This window comes from Variovorax sp. YR750, assembly GCF_900109805.1.
GTDB lineage: Bacteria > Pseudomonadota > Gammaproteobacteria > Burkholderiales > Burkholderiaceae_C > Variovorax > Variovorax gossypii.
This window is the reverse complement of record NZ_FOBJ01000007.1, coordinates 1-20526: the sequence shown is the minus strand read 5'-3', so window position 1 is coordinate 20526 and position 20526 is coordinate 1. Positions and strand designations below refer to the sequence as shown.

General features: G+C 65.8%; 22 protein-coding genes. 11 read left to right on the top strand and 11 right to left on the bottom strand.

Annotated elements, in window-relative coordinates; translation table 11 throughout:
• Nucleotides 1–195: 195 nt before the first annotated feature.
• The 8 genes from urtA (at nucleotide 196) to BMY35_RS15505 (ending at nucleotide 7328) form a co-directional block, all read left to right on the top strand.
• Nucleotides 196–1461, top strand: a complete 1266-nt coding sequence (urtA, locus tag BMY35_RS15540; protein WP_093200540.1) for an urea ABC transporter substrate-binding protein — start codon at nucleotides 196–198, stop codon at nucleotides 1459–1461.
• A gap of 142 nt (nucleotides 1462–1603) precedes the next feature.
• Nucleotides 1604–2518 (top strand): urea ABC transporter permease subunit UrtB, encoded by a 915-nt coding sequence (urtB, locus tag BMY35_RS15535; RefSeq protein ID WP_093200537.1) that lies wholly within the window; start codon nucleotides 1604–1606, stop codon nucleotides 2516–2518.
• Between the two features lie 28 nt (nucleotides 2519–2546).
• Nucleotides 2547–3740 (top strand): urea ABC transporter permease subunit UrtC, encoded by a 1194-nt coding sequence (urtC, locus tag BMY35_RS15530; protein ID WP_093200535.1) that lies wholly within the window; start codon nucleotides 2547–2549, stop codon nucleotides 3738–3740.
• A 15-nt stretch (nucleotides 3741–3755) separates the two neighbouring features.
• Nucleotides 3756–4499, top strand: a complete 744-nt coding sequence (gene urtD, locus BMY35_RS15525; RefSeq protein WP_093200532.1) for an urea ABC transporter ATP-binding protein UrtD — start codon at nucleotides 3756–3758, stop codon at nucleotides 4497–4499.
• A 1-nt stretch (nucleotide 4500) separates the two neighbouring features.
• Nucleotides 4501–5202 carry an urea ABC transporter ATP-binding subunit UrtE gene (urtE, locus tag BMY35_RS15520; RefSeq protein ID WP_093200530.1) on the top strand — a complete coding sequence of 234 codons (702 nt, stop codon included), beginning with the start codon at nucleotides 4501–4503 and terminating at the stop codon, nucleotides 5200–5202.
• Between the two features lie 27 nt (nucleotides 5203–5229).
• Entirely contained in the window at nucleotides 5230–6462 is a 1233-nt protein-coding gene (fmdA, locus tag BMY35_RS15515) for a formamidase (protein ID WP_093200527.1), read from the top strand.
• Between the two features lie 13 nt (nucleotides 6463–6475).
• Nucleotides 6476–6817, top strand: coding sequence for a zinc ribbon domain-containing protein (locus BMY35_RS15510; RefSeq protein WP_093200525.1), 342 nt, complete (start codon nucleotides 6476–6478; stop codon nucleotides 6815–6817).
• A gap of 160 nt (nucleotides 6818–6977) precedes the next feature.
• Nucleotides 6978–7328, top strand: a complete 351-nt coding sequence (locus BMY35_RS15505) for an alpha/beta hydrolase (RefSeq protein ID WP_093200522.1) — start codon at nucleotides 6978–6980, stop codon at nucleotides 7326–7328.
• Between the two features lie 104 nt (nucleotides 7329–7432).
• Here the strand turns inward: BMY35_RS15505 and BMY35_RS15500 are convergent, their stop codons facing one another.
• Genes BMY35_RS15500 through BMY35_RS15490 form a run of 3 tightly spaced genes read right to left on the bottom strand, consistent with a single transcriptional unit; the run spans nucleotide 7433 to nucleotide 10361 of the window.
• A complete protein-coding gene (locus tag BMY35_RS15500; RefSeq protein ID WP_371287172.1) occupies nucleotides 7433–8119 on the bottom strand; it encodes an RraA family protein in 687 nt (228 codons plus the stop codon).
• Nucleotides 8120–8139: 20 nt separating this feature from the next.
• Nucleotides 8140–9126: a Bug family tripartite tricarboxylate transporter substrate binding protein gene (locus tag BMY35_RS15495; protein WP_093200520.1), complete on the bottom strand. Its 987-nt coding sequence runs from the start codon at nucleotides 9124–9126 to the stop codon at nucleotides 8140–8142.
• On the bottom strand, nucleotides 9123–10361 hold the full coding sequence (locus BMY35_RS15490) for a pyridoxal phosphate-dependent aminotransferase (RefSeq protein ID WP_093200517.1): 1239 nt from the start codon (nucleotides 10359–10361) through the stop codon (nucleotides 9123–9125). Before BMY35_RS15490 ends, BMY35_RS15495 begins: the two co-directional genes overlap by 4 nt.
• An 81-nt stretch (nucleotides 10362–10442) precedes the next feature.
• Between BMY35_RS15490 and BMY35_RS15485 the strand changes: the two genes are divergently transcribed.
• Together BMY35_RS15485 and BMY35_RS15480 are read left to right on the top strand one after the other, a co-directional pair.
• Complete coding sequence (locus BMY35_RS15485) at nucleotides 10443–11471, top strand: LysR family transcriptional regulator (RefSeq protein WP_256228528.1); 1029 nt, start codon at nucleotides 10443–10445, stop codon at nucleotides 11469–11471.
• A gap of 52 nt (nucleotides 11472–11523) precedes the next feature.
• Complete coding sequence (locus BMY35_RS15480) at nucleotides 11524–12819, top strand: aspartate carbamoyltransferase (protein ID WP_093200512.1); 1296 nt, start codon at nucleotides 11524–11526, stop codon at nucleotides 12817–12819.
• 24 nt (nucleotides 12820–12843) lie between these two features.
• On the opposite strand, the gene BMY35_RS15475 is transcribed toward BMY35_RS15480, so the two are convergent.
• From BMY35_RS15475 to BMY35_RS15465, 3 genes are read right to left on the bottom strand one after another with little or no spacing between them, the layout of a single operon-like run.
• Nucleotides 12844–13194 (bottom strand): VOC family protein, encoded by a 351-nt coding sequence (locus tag BMY35_RS15475; protein ID WP_093200510.1) that lies wholly within the window; start codon nucleotides 13192–13194, stop codon nucleotides 12844–12846.
• A complete protein-coding gene (locus BMY35_RS15470; protein WP_093200507.1) occupies nucleotides 13191–13484 on the bottom strand; it encodes a hypothetical protein in 294 nt (97 codons plus the stop codon). The genes BMY35_RS15475 and BMY35_RS15470 overlap by 4 nt, the downstream gene beginning before the upstream one ends.
• On the bottom strand, nucleotides 13481–14191 hold the full coding sequence (locus BMY35_RS15465; protein ID WP_143080688.1) for a hypothetical protein: 711 nt from the start codon (nucleotides 14189–14191) through the stop codon (nucleotides 13481–13483). Before BMY35_RS15465 ends, BMY35_RS15470 begins: the two co-directional genes overlap by 4 nt.
• Before the next feature lie 124 nt (nucleotides 14192–14315).
• Here BMY35_RS15465 and BMY35_RS15460 point away from each other — a divergent pair, with 124 nt between their 5' ends.
• Complete coding sequence (locus BMY35_RS15460) at nucleotides 14316–14675, top strand: hypothetical protein (protein WP_093200502.1); 360 nt, start codon at nucleotides 14316–14318, stop codon at nucleotides 14673–14675.
• A 19-nt stretch (nucleotides 14676–14694) separates the two neighbouring features.
• On the opposite strand, the gene BMY35_RS15455 is transcribed toward BMY35_RS15460, so the two are convergent.
• The 5 genes from BMY35_RS15455 to BMY35_RS15440 all read right to left on the bottom strand — a co-directional run.
• A complete protein-coding gene (locus BMY35_RS15455) occupies nucleotides 14695–17010 on the bottom strand; it encodes a glycoside hydrolase family 3 N-terminal domain-containing protein (RefSeq protein WP_093200499.1) in 2316 nt (771 codons plus the stop codon).
• Nucleotides 17011–17095: 85 nt separating this feature from the next.
• Complete coding sequence (locus BMY35_RS38535) at nucleotides 17096–17248, bottom strand: hypothetical protein (RefSeq protein ID WP_218152998.1); 153 nt, start codon at nucleotides 17246–17248, stop codon at nucleotides 17096–17098.
• A gap of 11 nt (nucleotides 17249–17259) precedes the next feature.
• Nucleotides 17260–18219: a T6SS immunity protein Tli4 family protein gene (locus BMY35_RS15450; RefSeq protein WP_093200496.1), complete on the bottom strand. Its 960-nt coding sequence runs from the start codon at nucleotides 18217–18219 to the stop codon at nucleotides 17260–17262.
• A gap of 41 nt (nucleotides 18220–18260) precedes the next feature.
• Nucleotides 18261–19211 (bottom strand): T6SS immunity protein Tli4 family protein, encoded by a 951-nt coding sequence (locus BMY35_RS15445; protein ID WP_093200494.1) that lies wholly within the window; start codon nucleotides 19209–19211, stop codon nucleotides 18261–18263.
• Between the two features lie 37 nt (nucleotides 19212–19248).
• The coding region (locus BMY35_RS15440) for an esterase/lipase family protein (protein WP_093200491.1) at nucleotides 19249–20526 on the bottom strand (1278 nt) is incomplete at its 5' end.

Here is a 20526-nt window from a genome sequence, read left to right as displayed (position 1 = left end):
CGCTCCTTGCGCGCCTTCCACCGATGTCTGGCTCGCGAGTCTGCAGGCAGGGCGGGTTCCCGCCGCTACGTTGAATGACGTATTCGCGCAAACCCGAGTGATTTCTAAAGTTCCAGCCATGGTGCTCGGGGCACCGTCCGATGCACTGCGATGGTGCGCGGCCTTCCTTTCCAACAACCTGCCTGGAGTTTCCTGATGTCGCGTGATTCAGATCTTTCCCTCGATGCCCTGGCATTGCGCCGCCGCCGCCTGCTGCAGGGCGCCGCCGCGCTGCCCGTGATGGGCCTGAGCGGCCTGAGCTTCGGCCAGGGCCAGTTCCCCACGGCCAAGGTCAACACGACCAAGCTCGCCGTGACCGACACCGAGGTGACGGTGGGCCAGCTGCACTCGTCCACCGGCACCATGGCCATCTCGGAGACCGGCTCCATCCAGGCCGAGCAGCTCGCCATCGACCAGATCAACGCCATGGGCGGCATCCTGGGTCGCAAGATCAAGGTCATCAAGGAAGACGGCGCCTCCGACTGGCCGACCTTCGCCGAGAAGTCGAAGAAGCTGCTGGTCAACGACAAGGTCGCGGCCGTCTTCGGCTGCTGGACCAGCGCCTCGCGCAAGGCCGTGCTGCCGGTGTTCGAGAAGGAGAACGGCCTGCTGTATTACCCGACCTTCTACGAAGGCCTGGAGCAGAGCAAGAACGTGATCTACACCGGCCAGGAGGCCACGCAGCAGATCATCTGGGGCCTGGACTGGGGCGCGAAGGAGAAGAAGGCCAAGACCTTCTTCCTGGTGGGCTCCGACTACATCTGGCCGCGCACCTCGATGAAGATCGCGCGCAAGCACATCGAGAACTTCCAGAAGGGTTCGGTCAAGGGCGAGGAGTACTACCCGCTGGGCCACACCAACTTCAACTCGCTGATCAACAAGATCAAGGTGGCCAAGCCCGACTGCATCTTCGCGGCGGTGGTGGGCGGCTCGAACGTGGCCTTCTACAAGCAGCTGAAGGCCGCGGGCATCACGGGCGACAAGCAGTTCCTGCTGACGCTGGCGGTGACGGAAGACGAGATGACCGGCGTGGGCGGCGAGAACTTCGCGGGCTTCTACTCGTCGATGAAGTACTTCCAGACGCTGGACAACGCGAACAACAAGAAGTTCGTGGAGGCCTTCAAGGCCAAGTACGGCAAGGACGCCGTCATCGGCGACGTGACGCAGGCGGGCTACCTCGGCCCCTGGCTGTGGAAGGCCGCGGTGGAGAAGGCCGGCAGCTTCGACGTCGACAAGGTCGTGGCCGGCTCGCCGGGCATCGAGCTGAAGACGGCGCCCGAGGGCTACGTGAAGCTCGACGCCAACCACCATCTGTGGAGCAAGGCGCGCATCGGGCAGGGGCAGGCGGACGGCACCTTCAAGGTGGTTGCCGAATCGGCCGAGCTCATCAAGCCGGATCCGTTCCCGAAGGGCTACCAGTAAGCCTGCTTTGCTCCCTCCCCCGCTGGGGGAGGGCAGGGGTGGGGGCAAGCGGCGCTACCACTGGGCATGCCCTGCCTGCCCCCATCCCAACCTTCCCCCAGAGGGGGAAGGAGCCAACACCACAACCCCGGAACAACTAGCCATGACTCTGTCGGACATGCTGAACATCGGCCTCATGCAGGGCTTCGCGGGGCTGAGCCTCTTCGCGGTGCTGCTGCTGATGGGGCTGGGCCTGGCGATCATCTTCGGCCAGATGGGCGTGATCAACATGGCGCATGGCGAGTTCATGACCATCGGCGCCTACTCGATCTACCTGGCCGCGCGCGTCACCGAGAGCCTCGCGCCCGAGTTCATGCCGTACTACTTCCCGATCGCCATCGCGCTGGCCTTCGTCTTCGCCTTCATCGTCGGCTGGATCGTGGAGTGGGTGCTGATACGCCACCTCTACAAGCGCCCGCTCGACACGCTGCTGGCCACCTGGGGCGTGAGCCTGGGGCTGCAGCAGATCTTCCGCACCTTCATCGGCCCGAAGGAGGTGAGCCCCACGCTGCCCGAATGGCTCATGGGCTCGTGGACGCCGCACGAGGGCCTGGACATTCCGATCAACGGCCTGTTCGTGCTGGCGCTCACCGCGCTGGTCACGGGCGGCGTGCTGATCGCGCTGCACAAGAGCCGCTGGGGCCTCAGGGTGCGCGCCACCGTGGCCAACCGCACCATGGCCAACGCCACCGGCATCGACACGAAGAAGACCGACCGCCTGACCTTCGCCATCGGCTGCGGCATCGCAGGCGTGGCGGGCGCGGCCTTCACCACCATCGGCTCGACCGGGCCGACCTCGGGGTCGCTGTACATCGTCGACGCCTTCCTGGTCGTCACTTTCGGCGGCGCGGCCAGCCTCTTCGGCACGGTGGTCTCGGCCTTCGGCATTGCGCAGACGCAGTCGGTGTCCGAGTTCTTCATGACTGGGTCGATGGCGAAGGTGCTGACGCTGTCGCTGATCGTGCTGATCCTGATGATGCGACCGCAAGGCCTGTTCGCCGTGAAAGTGCGACGTTGAACCCGATTCCTCTTTGGAGAACGTTCCGATGAATTTCATCAAGGCCTCGATCCAGCGCTACCAGCTCGGAAGCCTCCTGCTGCTGGTGCTGCTGCTCGCGGTGGTGCTGCCGCTGTCGCTCGACATCTTCCGCCTCAACCTCGTGGGCAAGTACCTCACCTACGCCTTCGTGGCCGTGGGCCTCGTCATGGTGTGGGGCTACGGCGGCGTGCTGAGCCTGGGGCAGGGGGTGTTCTTCGGCATCGGCGGGTACGCGATGGCGATGTTCCTCAAGCTCGAAGCCTCCGACCCGGTGTCGACCAAGATCCAGACCACGCCCGGCATTCCGGACTTCATGGACTGGAACCAGATCACCGAGCTGCCCACGCTGTGGCTGCCCTTCAAGAGCCTGCCGCTGAGCCTTGCGCTGGTGGTGCTGGCGCCGATGGCGCTGGCCTGGCTCATCAGCTTCGCGATGTTCAAGCGGCGCGTGGGCGGGGTGTATTTCGCGATCATCACGCAGGCGATGGCGCTGATTTGCACGGTGCTCATCATCGGCCAGCAGGGCTACACCGGCGGCGTGAACGGCATGACCGACCTGAAGACCCTGCTGGGCTGGGACACCCGCACCGACAGCGCCAAGTACGTCCTCTACTACGTCTGCGTCGGCCTGCTGGTGGCGAGCATCCTGCTGTGCCGCTGGGTCCAGACCAGCAAGCTCGGCACGCTGCTGCTGGCGATGCGCGACAAGGAAGACCGCGTGCGCTTCTCGGGCTACGACGTGTCGAACTTCAAGGTCTTCATCTTCTGCCTCGCGGCTGGGCTCTCGGGCATCGGCGGCGCGATGTTCGCACTGCAAGTGGGCTTCATGTCGCCGAGCTTCGTGGGCATCGTGCCGTCCATCGAGATGGTGATCTTCTGCGCGGTCGGCGGGCGCATGAGCCTGGTGGGTGCGGTGTACGGCGCGCTGCTGGTGAATGCGGGCAAGACGCTGTTCTCGGAGAGCTTCCCGGATCTGTGGCTGTTCCTGATGGCCGGCCTCTTCATCGGCGTGACGATGGCCTTCCCGATGGGGCTCGCCGGCGTGTGGGAAGAAAAGATCCGCCCGTGGTGGAAGTCGCGCCGCCAGGCGCTGCGCGAAGCCGCGGTGAAGCCGCCGGTTGCTTCCACTCCCGCGCCGTCCACTACATCGACCACGCCCGAACCGACGCTGCCCGACGGCGTCGGCAGCCAGCGCGCCTGACCGGAGCTAGCATCCATGAGCAACACCGACTTCGCGCTCGCCGTGGAAGACCTCACCGTCTCCTTCGACGGCTTCAAGGCCATCGACGACCTGACGCTCTACATCGACCGCAACGAGCTGCGCGTGATCATCGGCCCCAACGGCGCGGGCAAGACCACGCTGCTCGACCTGATCTGCGGCAAGACGCGCGCCAGCGCCGGCAGCATCAAGTTCAGGAACACCGAACTCACGAAGATGGCTGAGCACAAGCGCGTGCGGCTGGGTATCGGCCGCAAGTTCCAGACGCCTTCCATCTACGAGAACCTCAGCGTGTTCCAGAACCTGGAGGTGTCGTTTCCCAAGGGGCGCTCGGTGTTCGGCGCGCTGGCCTTCAAGTGCGACGACGAGGTCAAGTCCAGGGTGCAGGCGGTGGCTGGAGAGATCGGCCTTGCCGATCGCCTCGACACCGAGGCCGGCCTGCTGAGCCATGGCCAGAAGCAGTGGCTCGAGATCGGCATGCTGCTGATGCAGGAGCCCGAGCTGCTGATGCTCGACGAGCCCATCGCCGGCATGAGCGCGCGCGAGCGCGAACTCACGGCCGACCTGCTCAAGCGCATCTGCCAGAACCGCGCCGTGATCGTCATCGAGCACGACATGGCCTTCGTGAAGCAGATCGCGCACAAGGTCACGGTGATGCACCAGGGAAAGATCCTCGCCGAAGGGCCGATGGAGAAGGTGCAGGCCGATCCGAAGGTCATCGACGTCTACCTGGGGCACTGACATGAGCAACATCAACCTCAAGGTCGAAGACCTTCACGTCGCCTACGGCCAGAGCGAGGCCCTGCACGGCATCTCGTTCGATGGCCACGCCAACGAGACCGTGGCCATCATGGGCCGCAACGGCATGGGCAAGACCACGCTGTTCAAGAGCCTGATGGGAGTGCTGCCGCTCAAGAGCGGGCGCATCGAGGTGGCGGGGCAGGACGTGTCGCGCGACGAGAGCTTTCGCCGCGTGGCCAAGGGCATCGCCTACGTGCCCCAGGGCCGGATGATCTTCCCGACGCTGACGGTGGAGGAGAACATCCAGACCGGACTGGAGAACTCGAAGACCCGCCGCATTCCCGAGGAAATCTACGCGCTGTTCCCCGTGCTGTGGGACATGAAGAACCGCAAGGGCGGCAACCTCTCGGGCGGGCAGCAGCAGCAGCTGGCCATTGCGCGCGCGCTCGTCACCGACCCCAAGGTGCTGCTGCTGGACGAGCCCACCGAGGGCATCCAGCCTTCGATCATCAAGGACATCGCCAAGGCGCTCAACGAGATCCGCAAGCTGCGCGGCATCACCATCGTCGTGTCCGAGCAGGTGCTGAGCTTCGCGATGGACGTGGCCGACCGGCTCTTCGTGATCGAGGGCGGGCGCCTGGTGCATGAGACCGCGCGCGACAAGACCGACGTCGATCACATCAAGGCTTATCTCTCCGTTTAACCACAACCCAACCAGGAGCCACTGCAAATGACGGACACGCTGATCAAGGTCGACCTGACCAAGCCGCCCACCGAGAACGAGATGATCCACAACCGCTGGCATCCGGACATCCCGATGGCCTGCTGGGTCAACCCGGGCGACGACTTCATCCTCGAGACCTTCGACTGGACCGGCGGCTTCATAAAGAACAACGACAGCGCCGACGACGTGCGCGACATCGATCTGAGCACGGTGCACTACCTCTCGGGCCCCGTGGGCGTGAAGGGCGCGGAGCCCGGCGACCTGCTGGTGGTCGACCTGCTCGACATCGGCGCCAAGCAGGACAGCCTCTGGGGCTTCAACGGCTTCTTCTCGAAGAAGAACGGCGGCGGCTTCCTCACCGATCATTTCCCCGAGGCGCAGAAGTCGATCTGGGACTTCAAGGGCATGTTCACCAGCTCGCGCCATGTGCCGGGCGTGAACTTCGCGGGCCTCATCCACCCGGGCCTGATCGGCTGCCTGCCCGACAAGCCCATGCTCGACATGTGGAACGAGCGCGAGAAGGCGCTCATCGCCACCGACCCTGATCGCGTGCCCGGCCTGGCCAACCCGCCTTTCGCCGGCACCGCCCACATGGGCAAGATGACCGGTGAGGCGAGGGCGAAGGCCGCTGCCGAAGGCGCACGCACCGTGCCTCCGCGCGAGCACGGCGGCAACTGCGACATCAAGGATCTGTCGCGCGGCTCGAAGGTGTTCTTCCCGGTGTACGTCGACGGCGCGGGCCTGAGCGTGGGCGACCTGCACTTCAGCCAGGGCGACGGCGAGATCACCTTCTGCGGCGCCATCGAGATGGCCGGCTGGGTGCACATGAAAGTGTCGCTCATCAAGGGCGGCATGGCCAAGTACGGCATCAAGAACCCGATCTTCAAGCCCAGCCCCATCACGCCGCAGTACAACGACTACCTGATCTTCGAGGGCATCTCGGTGGACGAGAGCGGCAAGCAGCACTACCTCGACGTGAACGTGGCCTATCGCCAGGCCTGCCTGAACGCCATCGAGTACCTGAAGAAGTTCGGCTACTCGGGCGCGCAGGCCTATTCGATCCTGGGCACGGCACCCGTGCAGGGCCACATCAGCGGCGTGGTCGACGTGCCGAACTCGTGCGCCACGCTGTGGCTGCCCACGGGCATCTTCGACTTCGACATCAACCCGAGTGCGGCGGGCCCGATGAAGATGATCGACGGCAGCATCAGCATGCCGCTGTCTCCCGACCTGCGTTGAAAGGCGGCAAGGCATGCCCACCTACGACTACGCATGCGGGAATTGCGGCGGCTTCGAAGCGCTGCGGCCCTCGGGCCTGCGCGACGAGCCCGCCGCCTGCCCCGACTGCGGAAGTGCTTCGCCGCGCGTGCTGTCGGCCGCGCCGCGTCTCGCCTTGATGGCCTCCGGCACGCGCCGCGCGATGGAGACCAACGAACGCTCGCGGCACGAGCCCGTGAGCTCTCGCGACTACGCGCGGCTCAGGCATCCTGCGGGCTGCGGATGCTGCGGTTCGGGCAAGCGCGGCGCGACGGTGACGGCGGCCAACGGGGCCAAGGCCGCGCCTTCGAGGCGGCCGTGGATGATCAGCCACTGAGGCTGCCTGCTGGGGCCAACCCCCATTGACGGGTTTCTTTTCAAGGCCCTGATTGTTTCAATCCCGTGAACGCCGCGGTTCATTTTGTGGGCGTTTTTCGGGGCCGATCAGGATCAAACTTCTCCTCACCAACCAACCGATTGCCCTGAAGGAGATTGAAATGAATGCCTCGAAGATCCTCGCCGCTGCTGCCCTCTCGCTCCTGGCTGCCGCCGGAGCCCAAGCAGAAACCTACGACGGCGTGCACGTCGTGAACTCTTCGGTGACCCGCGCTGAAGTCGCTCCGCAAGCCGCTGCCGCCGCTCGCGCCGGCAACGAATACAGCGAAGCCTCTGGCGCCGGTGCACAGACCTTCACGTCGACCGCCAACCGCGCGACCGTGCAGGCCGAAGCCGTTGCCAAGGCACACGACCCGCTCGCCAGCCTCGACCGCCGCGCGTTCTACCGCGACGAAGTGCCGGCCGCCTACAAGAAGCCCAGCGTGTCGTTCACGCGCCAGGCTGGCCTGTAAGCAGTTCCGGCAAGCCGATGCATGCTTGTCGGCTGAAATTGGGCGAATGAAGAAGGGGCCTGAGGGCCCTTTCTTCGCGTCCGCATCGCTGTCGGTGCAAGGACCTACAGCGTTTCACCTTCCTTGAGCACGCCCGCATTGCGCAGGGCGGAGTCCAGCCATCTGGCCGCCGTGTTGCCTTGCTTGATGGCTTCGATGCGCGCGGCCTCGTCCTCCACCTTCTTCTGCGCCGCCTGAAGAAGCGCTTCCACCTTCTCCCGCTCGACGACGACCACGCCGTCCGCATCGCCGACGACGAGATCGCCGGGGCGCACGGCCACGCCGCCGACCGACACCGGATGCCCGATGCGGCCCGAGGCCAGCTTGGTCGGGCCGTTGGGATTGGTGCCCACCGAGAAGACCGGGAAGCCCATCTCGTCGATCTCCACGCTGTCGCGCACCGCGCCGTCGATCACTACGCCGGCGATGCCGACCTGGCGGCAGGCGTTCATCATGATCGTCCCCATGAGCGCCGCGCTCTGGTCGCCCTTGCCATCGATCACGAGCACGTCGCCGGGCTTCGCGAGCGCGATGGCGGCGTGGATCATCAGGTTGTCGCCCGGCCGCACTTCCACCGTGAGCGCGCTGCCCGCGAGCTTCATCCGGTGGCGCAGGGCCTGGATGCGGCCGTGCAGGGCGCCGCGGCGACCCGCCACGTCGGCGAGGATGGCCGGCTGGAAGGCCGAGGCCTGCCGAACGAGATCGGATGAGACGCGCTCGAAGTCGCGAACGATGTCTGGAAGCTGGTTCATGTTCATGTTCTGGTTCCCGCTCATTCGGCCTTGACGTCCGCGTCCTTCACCACGCGGCCCCACTTGCGCTTGTCCGCCGCGAGGAAGGCGCGGAACTGTTCCGGCGTGCTGCCCACGGGCTCGAGGCCGTCGGCCGCGAGCCGCCTGGAGATCTCGGGCATCGCGAGCACCTTGGCGATTTCGCGCTGGATGCGCTCGACCACCGCGGGCGGCGTGTTCTTCGCGGCGCAGATGCCGGCCCAGGTCACGGGGTCGAAGTCGGGCACGCCGGCTTCGGTCACGGTCGGGATTTCCGGAAAGGCCGCCAGCCGGCGCGGGCTGGCCACCGCCAGCGCGCGCAGCTTGCCCGAGCGGGCGTACTGCATCGAGCTCACGGGCTGGTCGAAGATCATCGTGACCTGGCCCGCGATGAGGTCCGTCATGGCCTGGCCCGTGCCCTTGTAGGCCACGTGCACGATGTCGATGCCCGCGCGGCTCTTCAGCATCTCGCCCGCGAGGTGTCCGCCGGTGGCGGTGCCCGAGGAGGCGAAGTTGATCTCGCCCGGCTTCTGCTTCGCGTAGGCGATGAGCTCCTTCACGCTCTTCACCGGCAGGCTCGAGTTGACCAGCAGCATGTAGGGCGCATTGACGATCTGCGTGACCGGCACGATGTCCTTCTCGGAGTCGAAGGGCATGCTCTTGAGCACGTGCGGCTGGATCGACAGCGTGCCCGTGGTGCACATCAGCAGCGTGTGGCCGTCGGCGGGCGCGGCGAGCATGGCCGACGCGGCGATGTTGCCGCCGGCGCCCGGCCGGTTGTCGATCAGCACCTGCTGCCCGAGCCCTTCGGCCAGCTTCGGCGCGATCAGGCGCGCCACCACGTCGTTGGAGCCGCCCGGCGAGAAGCCCACGAGGATCTTCACCGGCTTCGACGGAAAGGAGTCGGCGGCCCATGCGTGGGTGGCGCCGAGCCAGACGGTGCCTGCAGCGAGTGCAGGCAGCAGCTTGAGAAGGGAGCGGAGTTTCATTGCAGTTCCTGGAGTTCCTGGTCGAAGGCTTGGCCCGAGAGCTCCTCGCGTGCCCGCGCGATGCGCCGGCAGCCTTCCAGCAGCTGTTCGGTGCTGGCGGCGAAGGAGAGGCGGAAATGGGTCGGCACGCCGTAGGCGCTGCCCTGGAGCGCGGCGAGGTCCTGCGAGTCGAGCAGGTGCATCACCCAGTCGTCGCTGTTCTCGATCACGGTGCCCTTGCGGTTGCGCAGCCCGAAGAGGGCGCTGCACGAGGCGAAGATGTAGAACGCCCCGTCGGGCACGTCGCAGCGGATGCCGTCGATGGCGTTGAGCGCCGCGACCACCGTGTCGCGGCGCTTCTGGTATTCGCGCCGATTGGTGGCGATGGTGTCCTGCGGCCCGGTGAGCGCCGCGATGGCGGCGGCCTGCGCGATCGAGTTCGGGCCGGAGGTGCTCTGCGACTGGAGCTTGACCATTGCCTTGATGAGTGCCGAAGGCCCCGCGCCGTAGCCGATGCGCCAGCCTGTCATCGCATAGGCCTTCGAGACGCCGTTCACCGTCAGCGTGCGGTCCTTGAGGTCGGGCGCCGCCTCGGCCATGGTGGCGAATTCGGTGTCGCCGTAGATCAGGTGCTCGTAGATGTCGTCGGTCAGCACCCAGACGTGCGGATGGCGGCGCAGCACCTCGGCCAGCGCCTGGAGCTCGGCGCGCGTGTAGGTTGCGCCGCTCGGGTTGTTCGGCGAGTTGAGCATCAGCCAGCGCGTCCTGGGGCTGATGGCGCGCTCCAGGTCCGCGGGGTGGAGCTTGAAGCCCGATGTGGCGGGGCAGTCGACGAAGACCGGAACGCCGCCTGCCAGCAGCGCGATGTCGGGGTAGGACACCCAGTAGGGCGCCGGCACGATGACCTCGTCGCCCGCAGCCACTGTGCACATGAGCGCATTGAAGATCACCTGCTTGGCGCCCGTGCCGACGATGATCTCGCCCGGCGCATAGGCCAGCCCGTTCTCGGTCAGGAACTTGCCGGAGATGGCTTCCTTGAGCGCGGGCGTGCCGCCCACGTCGGTGTAGCGGGTCTGGCCGGCGGCCATGGCGCGGATGGCGGCCTCCTTGATGTGCTCGGGCGTCTCGAAGTCGGGCTCGCCGGCGGTCAGGCCGAGTATGTCGCGGCCCGCGGCGCGCAGCTCGCGGGCCCGCTGGCCGGCCATGGAGCTGGGAGACGGTTTGATTCGGTTCAGGCGTGGTGCGATGTGAAGCATGCACGCAGTATCAAAGTGCGTGCCTCGCAGGACAAACGAGAAATCGGACCGGCGCGGTATTCCTTTTTTTCCTTGCGACCCATGGGCGTACATTCCGCTGGCATGAACTTCACCTTCAAGCAGCTGGAAGCCTTTCTCTTCAGCGCCAAGCTCCAGAGCTTCAGCGCCGCGGCGGTGAAGCTGCACACCACGCAGTCGGCCATCTCCAAGCGGCTGGCCGAACTCGAGGATTCGCTCGGCGGCCCCTTGCTGCATCGCACCTCGCACGGGCTGGAACTGGCCCACGCCGGCCGGGAGTTGCTGCCGCTGGCGGAAGAGGCTTTGCGGCTGTGGCAGCGCATCGAGCACGACATCAGCGTCGACAAGACGCTGCGCGGCACCTTCAGGGTGGGCGTGACGGAGCTGATCGCGATGACCTGGCTCACGCGCCTGATCCAGCTGCTGCAGAAGCTGCATCCCGAAGTGACGCTCGAGCCGGTGGTGGACGCGGGGCTCACGCTCTTCGAGCGGCTGGAGGCCAACAAGCTCGACCTGACCATCATGCCGGGCATCTTCTGGGGGCAGGCCTTCGAATCGGTGAAGGTGGGGCAGGTCGACCAGGCCTGGATCGCGAGCCCGCGCCTTTCCATTCCCAACCGCGCATTGAAGCCGCACGAGTTCGCCGACTACCCGGTGATCGAGCAGCCCGCCGGCGCCTCGAAGAACAGGTTCTACGAAGCCTGGCGCGCGGAGCACGGCTTCCGCTTCGGCAAGGTCATGCTGACGAACAGCACCACCGTGCTGCGCGAACTCACGATCAGCGGCTTCGGCATCAGCCAGCAGGCGCTGGACTACGTGCGCCCCGACATCCGAAGCGGCCTGCTGCGCATCGTCAGGAGCGACCCGATGCCGCCGCCGCTGGTCTACAGCGCCGTCTACCGGCGCGACAGCTCCAGCCCGGCGCTGGCGCGCATCGTCGAGCTGGCCGTGAAGACATGCGACTTCACCCTGCGGGCGAGCCAACACGAGGTGGCGCCTCCGGCTCCGCCCAGAGGCTCGGGCTCGACCGTGCGGCAACGCGCCGTGCGCCAGGGCGTGGTGAAGAAGCCCGCCAGGAAGACGCGGCGCTAGGTTTCCTGCTGGCTATTGGAAAATATACGCATTGAGTATATATTCGCGGCTCATGAACATGCCGCAGCAAGTACTTCTCCGCGACGCGATGCGTCAACTCAACATGACGCGCGACGCTTTCGCGGAGCGCATCGGCAGTCGGAGGAGGGCGCTCGACGCCTGGCTTCTCCCCGACGAATCCAACGAGTTCAGGGCCATGCCCGAGGTCGCGCGGCGCTTCGTGAGCGAAATCCTGGCTTCGGACGGTCGGCGCAGTGAATATACGCAAAGCGCACATGAGGGTGCCCTGCGGAAATCGATGGCGGTCGAGGGCTCGCACCACCTGCTGTCGGTCAGCCAGTTCAACCGCGACGCCATCGACGAGCTGTTCCAGCTGGCCGACGTGATGCAGCCCATCGCGCGCCGCCGCAAGGTCAGCCGCGTGCTCGAGGGGGCGGTGCTGGCCAACCTGTTCTTCGAGGCCAGCACGCGCACGCGAGTGAGCTTCGGCGCCGCGTTCTGCCGGCTGGGCGGCTCGGTATGCGACACCACGGGCTTCACCTTCTCGTCGATGGCCAAGGGCGAATCGATCTACGACACCAGCCGCGTGATCAGCGGGTACGTCGACGCCATCGTGGTGCGGCACCCGGAGCGGGGCTCGGTGGCGGAGTTCGCGCGTGCCACCAACGTGCCCGTCATCAACGGCGGCGACGGGCCGGGCGAGCACCCGAGCCAGGCGCTGCTCGACCTGTACACCATCCAGCGCGAGTTCTCGCGGCTGGGCAAGCTGGTCGACGGAGCGCACATCGCGATGGTCGGCGACCTGAAGTACGGGCGCACGGTGCACTCGCTCATCAAGCTGCTGGCGCTGTACAAGGGAATGAAGTTCACGCTGATCTCGCCGCCTTCGCTGGCCATGCCGGCGGAGATCGTCGAGGCCGTGAGCCGCAACGGCCACGTGGTCGAGACCGCCGCCACGCCGGCGCAGGGCCTGGCCGGCGCCGACATCATCTACGCCACGCGCATCCAGAAGGAGCGCTTCGCGAACGACGAAGTGCTGGAAGGCTTCGACAACGCCTTCGAAATCAACCGCGCGCTCGTCGAATCGGCCTGCAAGCCCGACGTGGTCGTGATGCATCCGCTGCCGCGCGACAGCCGCCCCGGCTCGCACGACCTCGGCGTCGACCTGAACAACGACCCGCGCCTGGCCATCTTCCGCCAGACCGACAACGGCATCCCGGTGCGCATGGCGATCTTCGCCACGCTGCTGGGCGTGGACAAGCTGGTGAGCCGCTCGATGCGCGACGCGGCCTGGACGCCGCCCTCGCACATCGGGCCGGACGACAGCGTCTTCCACGGCCTCGACTGATCGGGGCCGCCTCTCGCGCGAGCCTCAGGCGTGCGCGAGGATGTTGACCAGCTTGCCGAACGGATCGCGCACGTAGAAGCGGCGCACGCCCCAGGGTTCGTCGGCCGGTCCGTATTCGATGGCGAAGCCCGCGGCCTTCATGCGCTCGAAGGCTTCGTCCACATCGTCGACCTCGATGGACAGCTCGGGCACCGGCGTGCCGGAGCCGCCTTCGGACGCGAAGCTGAGCTGCACCGTCATGTCGGCCTGCGAGCCGTAGGTCTGGATCCAGCCGTGGTCCATCAGCAGGTCGAGACCGAGGATGTCCTTATAGAAGACGGCGGCGCGCGCAGGCTCCGGCGTGGCGAAGTTGGCTACGAGGCGTTTGACTTTCATGGGGAGAGTTTTCTGATCGTGAAGGTCCGGGCGAAGCCGTTGCACTCAGCGTGCAGCAGATCGCCTTCGATGCGGATGTTTATCCACCGTTCTACGTGGCCGTCCGAGCCGGCGATCTCGATGCAATCTGCGGACGCAGCACGCCAGCTGAAAACCGGTGCGGACACCGGGCCGTTCTTCGTACCGATGGTGGCGGCGACCTGACCGCTCGGACTGAAGTGATAGATGTTGATGGCCGTGTCGGACACCAGGGTCAGCGTGTGGTCGAGGGGGATTGCGGTGGCGGTCATGCATTCACCCCTCGGTTGGACAGATCGGTGTCGATCGTTGCTGCTGCGCTGTTTGCCGCGTTCTTGAGCGCGCTCATCGCCAGGAAACCTGGGTATTGTGCGTACTGAGGGTAGGGATGCCGGTGGTAGGCATCCCAGTAGCTCATCACGCGGCGCTCGGTCTTCTTGAGGTACTGCGTGTTTCTCGCCAGGAACTCGCCATAGAGCCCAAGTTCATCGCTTCGGCTATGCGCTTCGATGAGCATGATGATGGGGAGGACGTACTCGCCCAGCAATGCGACTACGTACGGCACGACCCATGGCTGTCTCACCGGCAGCAGGCGCTCGAGGCAGCGTTGGCGTACGAAGCCATCATGGTGCCGTGTGCCCAGGCAGGCTGAGATCTGGTGCGAGAGTTCCGATCCCTCGATCGCGTGGTCGAGCAGAGTTGAGCGGTAGTGGAGCCGATTCGGTATCTCGAGCAACTCGCCCTGTACCTGTACGCAAAAGTTGCCGCTGCCCTGATGATCTTCCTCATGAACGAGTCGTGAGACGACCCGTGCCACCTCGCCATTCAGCGATTGCGGGAAGGCCTTTGTTTCGATCAGGGGGCGCATTCGGCGGCAGGTGGTTCCGGAGGATTGATCGACCGAATATAGATGAGGGGCGCGTGATCCGACAGATCCCTGCGCCGCATCCTTGCGCACGCCGAAGCCCTTGTTTGTCATCTGCGGGTTTCTTGCGCCCTCACGCCCATCTAAGCGAACTCTCACTGCCGCCTAAGCGGACTCTCACCGGCCGGTAATTGCCGCGTCCTAGAGTGAAACATCGTCATCACTCAAGGAGACAGCCATGAGAGTTCGTACCGCAGCCCTGTGCGTCGCAGCCGTGCCCGCGCTGGCACTGGCGTCGATTGCCTACGCGGGCGGCCGCGCCGATCCCGACTATCCGCAGGTCTCGCATTCGAGCCAGTCGCGCGATGCGGTCGCCGACGAAGCGGCGCGCGCCAACAACGGCATCCATGCGACGGAGGTCATGGAATCGCAGGTGCAGCCGTCCGTGTCGGGCATGGACCGCGCGCAGGTGCAGGCCGAGGCGATTCGCGCGAACACGGGCATCCATCCGACCGAGGTCATGGAGTCGCAGGTGGCGCCTCCCGTGGCATCGTCGAACCCGCAGGGCTCGTCGGTCGCGCACGCGATGGGCGAGTAGGACGCGGCGTTGCCGGTCTTCAGTCCCGCGTGAGCACGAAGCGCTTTCGGATGCCGCTCGCGGCCGAAGGCGCCACCCACAGGTCGAACTCGCCGGGCTCCACCGTGGGCTTCATGTCGCGGCCGATGAACGACAGGTCGTCGGCCGTGAGCGTGAACTCGACGACTTCCGATGCGCCCGGCGCGATGCTCAGCTTGCGGAATCCCTTGAGCTCGCGCACCGGCCGCGTCACGCTCGCGGCGCGTTCGCCAATGTAGAGCTGAACCACTTCCTCCGCCTCGCGCGCACCCGTGTTGGTGACGGTGGCGCGCACACGCAACGTGCCCGACAGCGGCATGCGCTCGGTGCTGAGCTCCACGCTGTCGTAGCGCACCGGTGCATAGCCGATGCCGAAGCCGAAGGGGTAGAGCGCCTCGTTCGTCGCGTCGACATAGCGGGTCTTGAAGGCGGTGTCTGGCGCGTTCTCGGGCGAGGGGCGGCCGGTGCGCTTGTGGCCGTAGTAGTAGGGCACCTGTCCGGCCGTCTGCGGGAAGCTCACGGGCAGGCGGCCCGAGGGATTGAAGTCGCCGAACACCACGTCGGCGATCGCGTTGCCCGTCTGCACGCCGAGGAACCATGTGACGAGAATGGCGCGCGCATTTCGCACCGCGCCCTTGAGCGCCATCGCACGGCCGTTGCTCAGCAGCACGACCACCGGCTTGCCCGTGGCGGCCACGGCCTCGGCCAGGTCTTGCTGCGCCTGCGGCAGGCCGATGTCGCTGCGCGAGCGCGCCTCGCCCGACATCTTCTGGCTCTCGCCGATGGCCAGCAGCACCACGTCGGCATCGCGCGCTGCGGCCACCGCGGCGTCGATGCCACCGGGCAGCGCCGACTCGATGCCCGAGCCGCGCACCACGTTCACTGAAGAATTCGGGCCCAGCGCCGAGCGCAGCCCCTGGTCGATGCCCACCGGCGCCGACTGCCCCGGGAACAGGCTCCACGCGCCCATCAGGTCGATGGTGCCTTCGGCGAAAGGGCCGATCAGCGCGATCTTCGTGCCGGCCTTGGGCAGCGGCAGCAGCATGCGATCGTTCTTCAGCATCACGATGGAGCGGCGCGCGCTCTCTCGGGCCAGCGCGATGAACTCGGGGTTCTCGGGGCGCTGCGAGGCGGGCAGCCCGTCGAGGCCGCGCATGGGGTCGTCGAACAGGCCCAGCTTCTGCTTGACGCGCAGCACGCGGCGAACCGCATCGTCGAGCCGCGACATCGGCACCTCGCCGGAGGCCACGAGATCGGGCAGGTAGCGCATGTAGAGGCCGCTCTGCATGCTCACGTCGGTGCCCGCCATGAAGGCCTGCTTGGCGGCCTCGCGTGGATTGGCGGCGTAGCCGTGCTCCACGAGTTCCTCGTCGGCCGTGTAGTCGGAGACCACGAAGCCACGGAACTTCCATTCGTCGCGCAGCACGCCCGTGAGCAGCGCGGGATTGGCGGTGGAGGGCACGCCGCCGATCTCGTTGAAGGCGCTCATCACCGACAGCGCGCCCGCGTCCAGCGCCGCGCGGAACGGCGGCAGGTACACCTCGCGCAGCGTGCGCTCCGAGATGTCGCTCACGTTGTAGTCGAGCCCGCCCTCGGCCGCGCCATAGGCCGCGAAGTGCTTGGGCGTGGCCAGCATCGAGTCGGGCCGGGAAAGATCCGCGCCCTGGAAGCCGCGCACCCGCGCGGCCGAGAACTGCTTCGCGAGGAAGACGTCCTCGCCCACGCCTTCGAGGCCGCGGCCCCAGCGCGCGTCGCGCGCGATGTCGACCATCGGCGCAAAGGTCCAGCGGAAGCCGTCCGCCGTGGCCTCCACCGCCGCCGCGCGGGCGGTGCGCTCGGCCAGCGCGGGCTCCCAGCTGGAGGCCTCGGCCAACGGCATCGGGAACATCGTGCGAAAGCCGTGGATCACGTCCGCGCCGAAGATCAGCGGAATGCCCAGGCGCGACTCCCTGATCGCGATCTGCTGCAGCCGCCGCTTGCCCTCGAGGCCCGCGTTGTTGAACAGGCCCGTGAGCCGGCCGGCCCGTACGTCAGCCGTTTCCTGTTGCGCGTTGCGCCAGCCGGCCTGCGGGTTGTTGGGCGTGTCGATGTCGGCGGGGCCGTACAGGCTGAGCTGGCCGGCTTTCTCCTGCACCGTCATGCGGGCGATCAGGGCTTCGATGCGGGCGTCTGCGTCCTGCTGTTGTTGCTGCTGCTGAGGTGCAGCAGTCGTCGCATCGGGTGCGGCCGATGCGGAGGGCAGGAGGAGCGCGAGGGAGAGGAGGGCGCAGGCGGGGGCGAGAGAGCGCGCCGGATGGCGCGGGAGTCGGACGTGCATGGGCTCCTATTCTGCAGACATCGGAAATCGCCCTTGGGTGGTGGGTCTTGGTGCCGGTTGTTGCTGGATGTGACGCACGGCATCGTCAGGCATTGATCGGGCGCCAGAGCCGGTTCATGGCCTGCTGTGGCGCAAGCCTTGCGGCCTGTGCCAGAGGCAGGGGAGAGAGCGGCAGCGCGAGCATCGATGCCAAGGCTTGGAGAGCCTCGCGGCGGGTGGGGGCTTGTGTTGGTGTCATTGCAGGTTGATTCATTTGATTGCGACCGCACTGGCCGGTGCACCGGGCACGGCTACGCGGAACTTGAGGCCGTCGAGAAACTTGTCCCAGAGCGCGATGGCCTCTTCGTCGTTGAGCGAGGAGGCTGGTGCCGCGCCCACTCGGTCCGAAGCCACCTTGGTGGACATGGCTACGTTGAGGTTGCCAGGGCGCGCAACGCTGCCGCCGTTCTCGCCGATGAACATCCACTCGAAATCGTGGAAACCCTCGGCGGCGCGCACCAGCGATTCCTCGCCATTCCAGCCATGGACCTTCTTCTTTCCCTCGCGCAAGGTCGTGAGCTTGGGGTAGCTGCTGCCGGCCTCGCGCTTGCGGTCGGCGATGAGCTTGAGCAGGCCGTAGCTGTTGCTGGGGGAATTGGTGTTGACGGTCTGGTTGCTTTCGACGCTGAACACCACGTCGGGCAGGGCGGCCATGTGCAGGCCGACCTGAGTCAAGACATTGCCCTTGGCTCCGTCGATTCGGGTGAAGCCGTATTCATGGCAAAGGCCCTGATCCGTGGGAACCTCGTCGGGCTCGCGTGCGCGCAGATTGCTGGCGAGCTCGACAGCATCTCGAAGGATCGAGTCCGGGGTCACGTTGTAGCTCTTGGCCGTCGCGTCGCCTCCAACAAAGATGTGCGGGCCTACGACGTAGTAGACGTCAAAGCTCTCCAGTCCATACTTGGGCGCGAGGTCATCGTCGTAGGACCGAATCAACCAAGTGTTTGGTGCTGGTCCGGGACCAACGAAATTGATCCTGGCCGTCTTGTCCTTTGCGAGGATTCTTGCCTGTTCGGCGACCAACACTTTCTCGATGTCATTGGCTTGATTCGGCAAGGTCGGAAAGTCGCGTCCGAACGCCAGCCTCGAATCTATCGGTGCGGTCAGTACATAGCGTCCGAAGCACAGCATCTTGGTGCGCTCGAACAGTTTCTCGATGCGTCGGTTCATGGGCAGTGGTGTATGAGTCGTGTCGAGATCTGTCTGCTGCTTTATCTCTTGATGGCGATCGCCTCGGCTGGTGCACCCGGCACGGCCACTCGGAACTTGAGGCCATCGAGCAGCTTGTCCCACAGCGCGACAGCTTCTTCGTCGTTGAGCGAAGAGGCTGCGGCGGCGCCCACGCGGTCTGATGCCACCTTGGTGAACATCGCCGCTTGCAGCAATGCCGGGCGTGCGACGTTGCCGGTTTCGCCGATGAACATCCATTCGAAGTCGTGCGAACCATCGGCTTCGCGGACCAGCGACTCCTCGCCGTCCCAGCCGTGGACTTTCTTCTTGCCCTCGCGCAGCGTCGTCAGCCTGGGATAGCTGCTGCCGGCGTCTCGCTTGCGGTCGTTGATGAGCTTGAGCAGGCCGTAGCCATTGCTGCCCTTCGTGCTCTGGCTCTGGTTGCTCTGGACGCTGAACACGACGTCCGGCAGGTCCGCCATGTGAAGGCCGGCCTGGGACAGCGCTGGGCCTCGAGAGCCATCGACACGGGTGAAGCCGTATTCATGGCAAAGGCCTTGATCCGTGGGGACTTCGTTGGGCTCGCGTGCGCGCAGGTTTCTGGCCGTTTCGACCGTGTCGCGAAGAATGGACTCCGCCGTGGCGCCGTTGTCGGTGCCTCGGCCGTTTATGAAGATGTGCGGTCCTATAACGTAGTAGATGCGAAAACCCTCCAACTCCAGTTCTTTCGCAAACTTGTCTCCGTAAGAACGGATCAGCCATGTATTCGCAGTCGGACCCTTGCCGAAATAGGTAATCTCGGCCGTCTTGTGGCCTGCCAGAATCTTCGCGCGGTCATCCTCCATAACTTTCTCGATGTTGTTCGCCTGGTTAGGGAATGTCGGGAAGTCGCGCCCGAACGCCAGTCTCGAATCGACCGGTGCGGTCAGCACATAGCGCCCGAAGCAAAGCAGCTTGGTGTACTCGAACAGTTTCTCGATGCGTCGGTTCATGCAGGCAATCCTCGTCTTCAGTGGTTGGTAGGTGAGTTCAGTTCTTCTCCGACCACCACTGGGTGTCGAAGTCGGCGGCGATGCGCACGATGCCGTAGAGCGTGGCTGCGCTGGCATTGGCGTCGCTGTAGCTGCCCTGGTGGTCGTATCCGGCCTGCACGAACTTGGCTTTCGCGCGCACCTTGGCGGCACTGCGTTCCACAGGCACAGTTCCGTCGCTGGGTGTCATCGGTGGCTGGAGCTTGAGCTTGAGTACCTCGCCGCTGTCCCCCTTCACTCGCAGCGTGCCTTCGCCGTTGTCGCCCTTGGGCCCAGACAGAAGCGTCCATGTCAACGGGTCGCCTGCGATGACGGGATCGCCATCTACCACGCGCCACACGAGATCGTTCCAGGCTGGTTGCAGCGGGTCACTGCCGTAGTGGGCGTAGGTGCGTTGATGGAAAGTGTTTCCGATGGCATCGGCAAATTCCATAGCCCGCTTGATGCGGCGCATGGTTGCCTTCGGTCCGATCTGCTCTTCCGTCTTTCCGCCTTTCTCTGGCGCTCGATGGCTCTGCCCCGCCGGATCAATCCAATCCGGATTGATCAACCTCCACCACTTGTCCCTGTCGAGCGTGTAGATCTCGCTCACCGCGTCACTGCTGGGCCATTTCGCCAGGAACTTGCCGTTGTCGTCCTGCACCTGCAGCCACTGCGTGCCGTAGGCGGCCGCCGGCAACAGCTCCAGGCCGCCTTGCGCATTGGCCAGCACCGCCGTCACTTCCTCGCCGTTGTCGCCCAGGACGCTTTGCGTGATGCCGCCCACCAACTGGGACTTCAGATGCCACCAGGGCTTGTTGCTGCCCTCGAAGCCCGCGCGCATGCGCTTGTACGCGGCGGCGGCGCCGGTGGTGGGCATCACCCCGTGCACCACGCCCAGGATGCGATGCCTGATGGCGCCGTAGTCCACGTGCATCATCGCCCGCGCCAGGATGCCGCCCATGCTGTGCGTGACGACGATGACGCCGGGGCAGTCGAAGCCGTTGTGGTTGTAGGTGTCGATCAGCAGCTCGATCTTCTTCGCGAGCTGCCTGCCTTCCTCGCCGTTGCTCCGAAGCCAGTTGTAGCCGAAGGCGTGCACCGGATACCAGCAGTTGCCGATCTTGCGGATGTCGTCCTCGCTCAGCGGCTGCGCGTCGTGGACGCCGAAGCTCGACGGCGCCCGGCCGATCAGCGCCTCCGGGTTGCTCTTGTCGAGCCATGCCGGTGAGACGACGTACTTTTTGCCTTCCCGTCGAAGCATGTCGTTGAGCTGGCGCTCCATCAACTGCAGGAT

Coding starts and splice junctions, on each gene's coding strand:
- urtA (WP_093200540.1), top strand. CDS start 196: ATGTCGCGTGATTCAGATCTTTCCCTCGATGCCCTGGCATTGCGCCGC.
- urtB (WP_093200537.1), top strand. CDS start 1,604: ATGACTCTGTCGGACATGCTGAACATCGGCCTCATGCAGGGCTTCGCG.
- urtC (WP_093200535.1), top strand. CDS start 2,547: ATGAATTTCATCAAGGCCTCGATCCAGCGCTACCAGCTCGGAAGCCTC.
- urtD (WP_093200532.1), top strand. CDS start 3,756: ATGAGCAACACCGACTTCGCGCTCGCCGTGGAAGACCTCACCGTCTCC.
- urtE (WP_093200530.1), top strand. CDS start 4,501: ATGAGCAACATCAACCTCAAGGTCGAAGACCTTCACGTCGCCTACGGC.
- fmdA (WP_093200527.1), top strand. CDS start 5,230: ATGACGGACACGCTGATCAAGGTCGACCTGACCAAGCCGCCCACCGAG.
- BMY35_RS15510 (WP_093200525.1), top strand. CDS start 6,476: ATGCCCACCTACGACTACGCATGCGGGAATTGCGGCGGCTTCGAAGCG.
- BMY35_RS15505 (WP_093200522.1), top strand. CDS start 6,978: ATGAATGCCTCGAAGATCCTCGCCGCTGCTGCCCTCTCGCTCCTGGCT.
- BMY35_RS15500 (WP_371287172.1), bottom strand. CDS start 8,119: ATGAACCAGCTTCCAGACATCGTTCGCGACTTCGAGCGCGTCTCATCC.
- BMY35_RS15495 (WP_093200520.1), bottom strand. CDS start 9,126: ATGAAACTCCGCTCCCTTCTCAAGCTGCTGCCTGCACTCGCTGCAGGC.
- BMY35_RS15490 (WP_093200517.1), bottom strand. CDS start 10,361: ATGCTTCACATCGCACCACGCCTGAACCGAATCAAACCGTCTCCCAGC.
- BMY35_RS15485 (WP_256228528.1), top strand. CDS start 10,443: ATGGGCGTACATTCCGCTGGCATGAACTTCACCTTCAAGCAGCTGGAA.
- BMY35_RS15480 (WP_093200512.1), top strand. CDS start 11,524: ATGAACATGCCGCAGCAAGTACTTCTCCGCGACGCGATGCGTCAACTC.
- BMY35_RS15475 (WP_093200510.1), bottom strand. CDS start 13,194: ATGAAAGTCAAACGCCTCGTAGCCAACTTCGCCACGCCGGAGCCTGCG.
- BMY35_RS15470 (WP_093200507.1), bottom strand. CDS start 13,484: ATGACCGCCACCGCAATCCCCCTCGACCACACGCTGACCCTGGTGTCC.
- BMY35_RS15465 (WP_143080688.1), bottom strand. CDS start 14,191: ATGACAAACAAGGGCTTCGGCGTGCGCAAGGATGCGGCGCAGGGATCT.
- BMY35_RS15460 (WP_093200502.1), top strand. CDS start 14,316: ATGAGAGTTCGTACCGCAGCCCTGTGCGTCGCAGCCGTGCCCGCGCTG.
- BMY35_RS15455 (WP_093200499.1), bottom strand. CDS start 17,010: ATGCACGTCCGACTCCCGCGCCATCCGGCGCGCTCTCTCGCCCCCGCC.
- BMY35_RS38535 (WP_218152998.1), bottom strand. CDS start 17,248: ATGACACCAACACAAGCCCCCACCCGCCGCGAGGCTCTCCAAGCCTTG.
- BMY35_RS15450 (WP_093200496.1), bottom strand. CDS start 18,219: ATGAACCGACGCATCGAGAAACTGTTCGAGCGCACCAAGATGCTGTGC.
- BMY35_RS15445 (WP_093200494.1), bottom strand. CDS start 19,211: ATGAACCGACGCATCGAGAAACTGTTCGAGTACACCAAGCTGCTTTGC.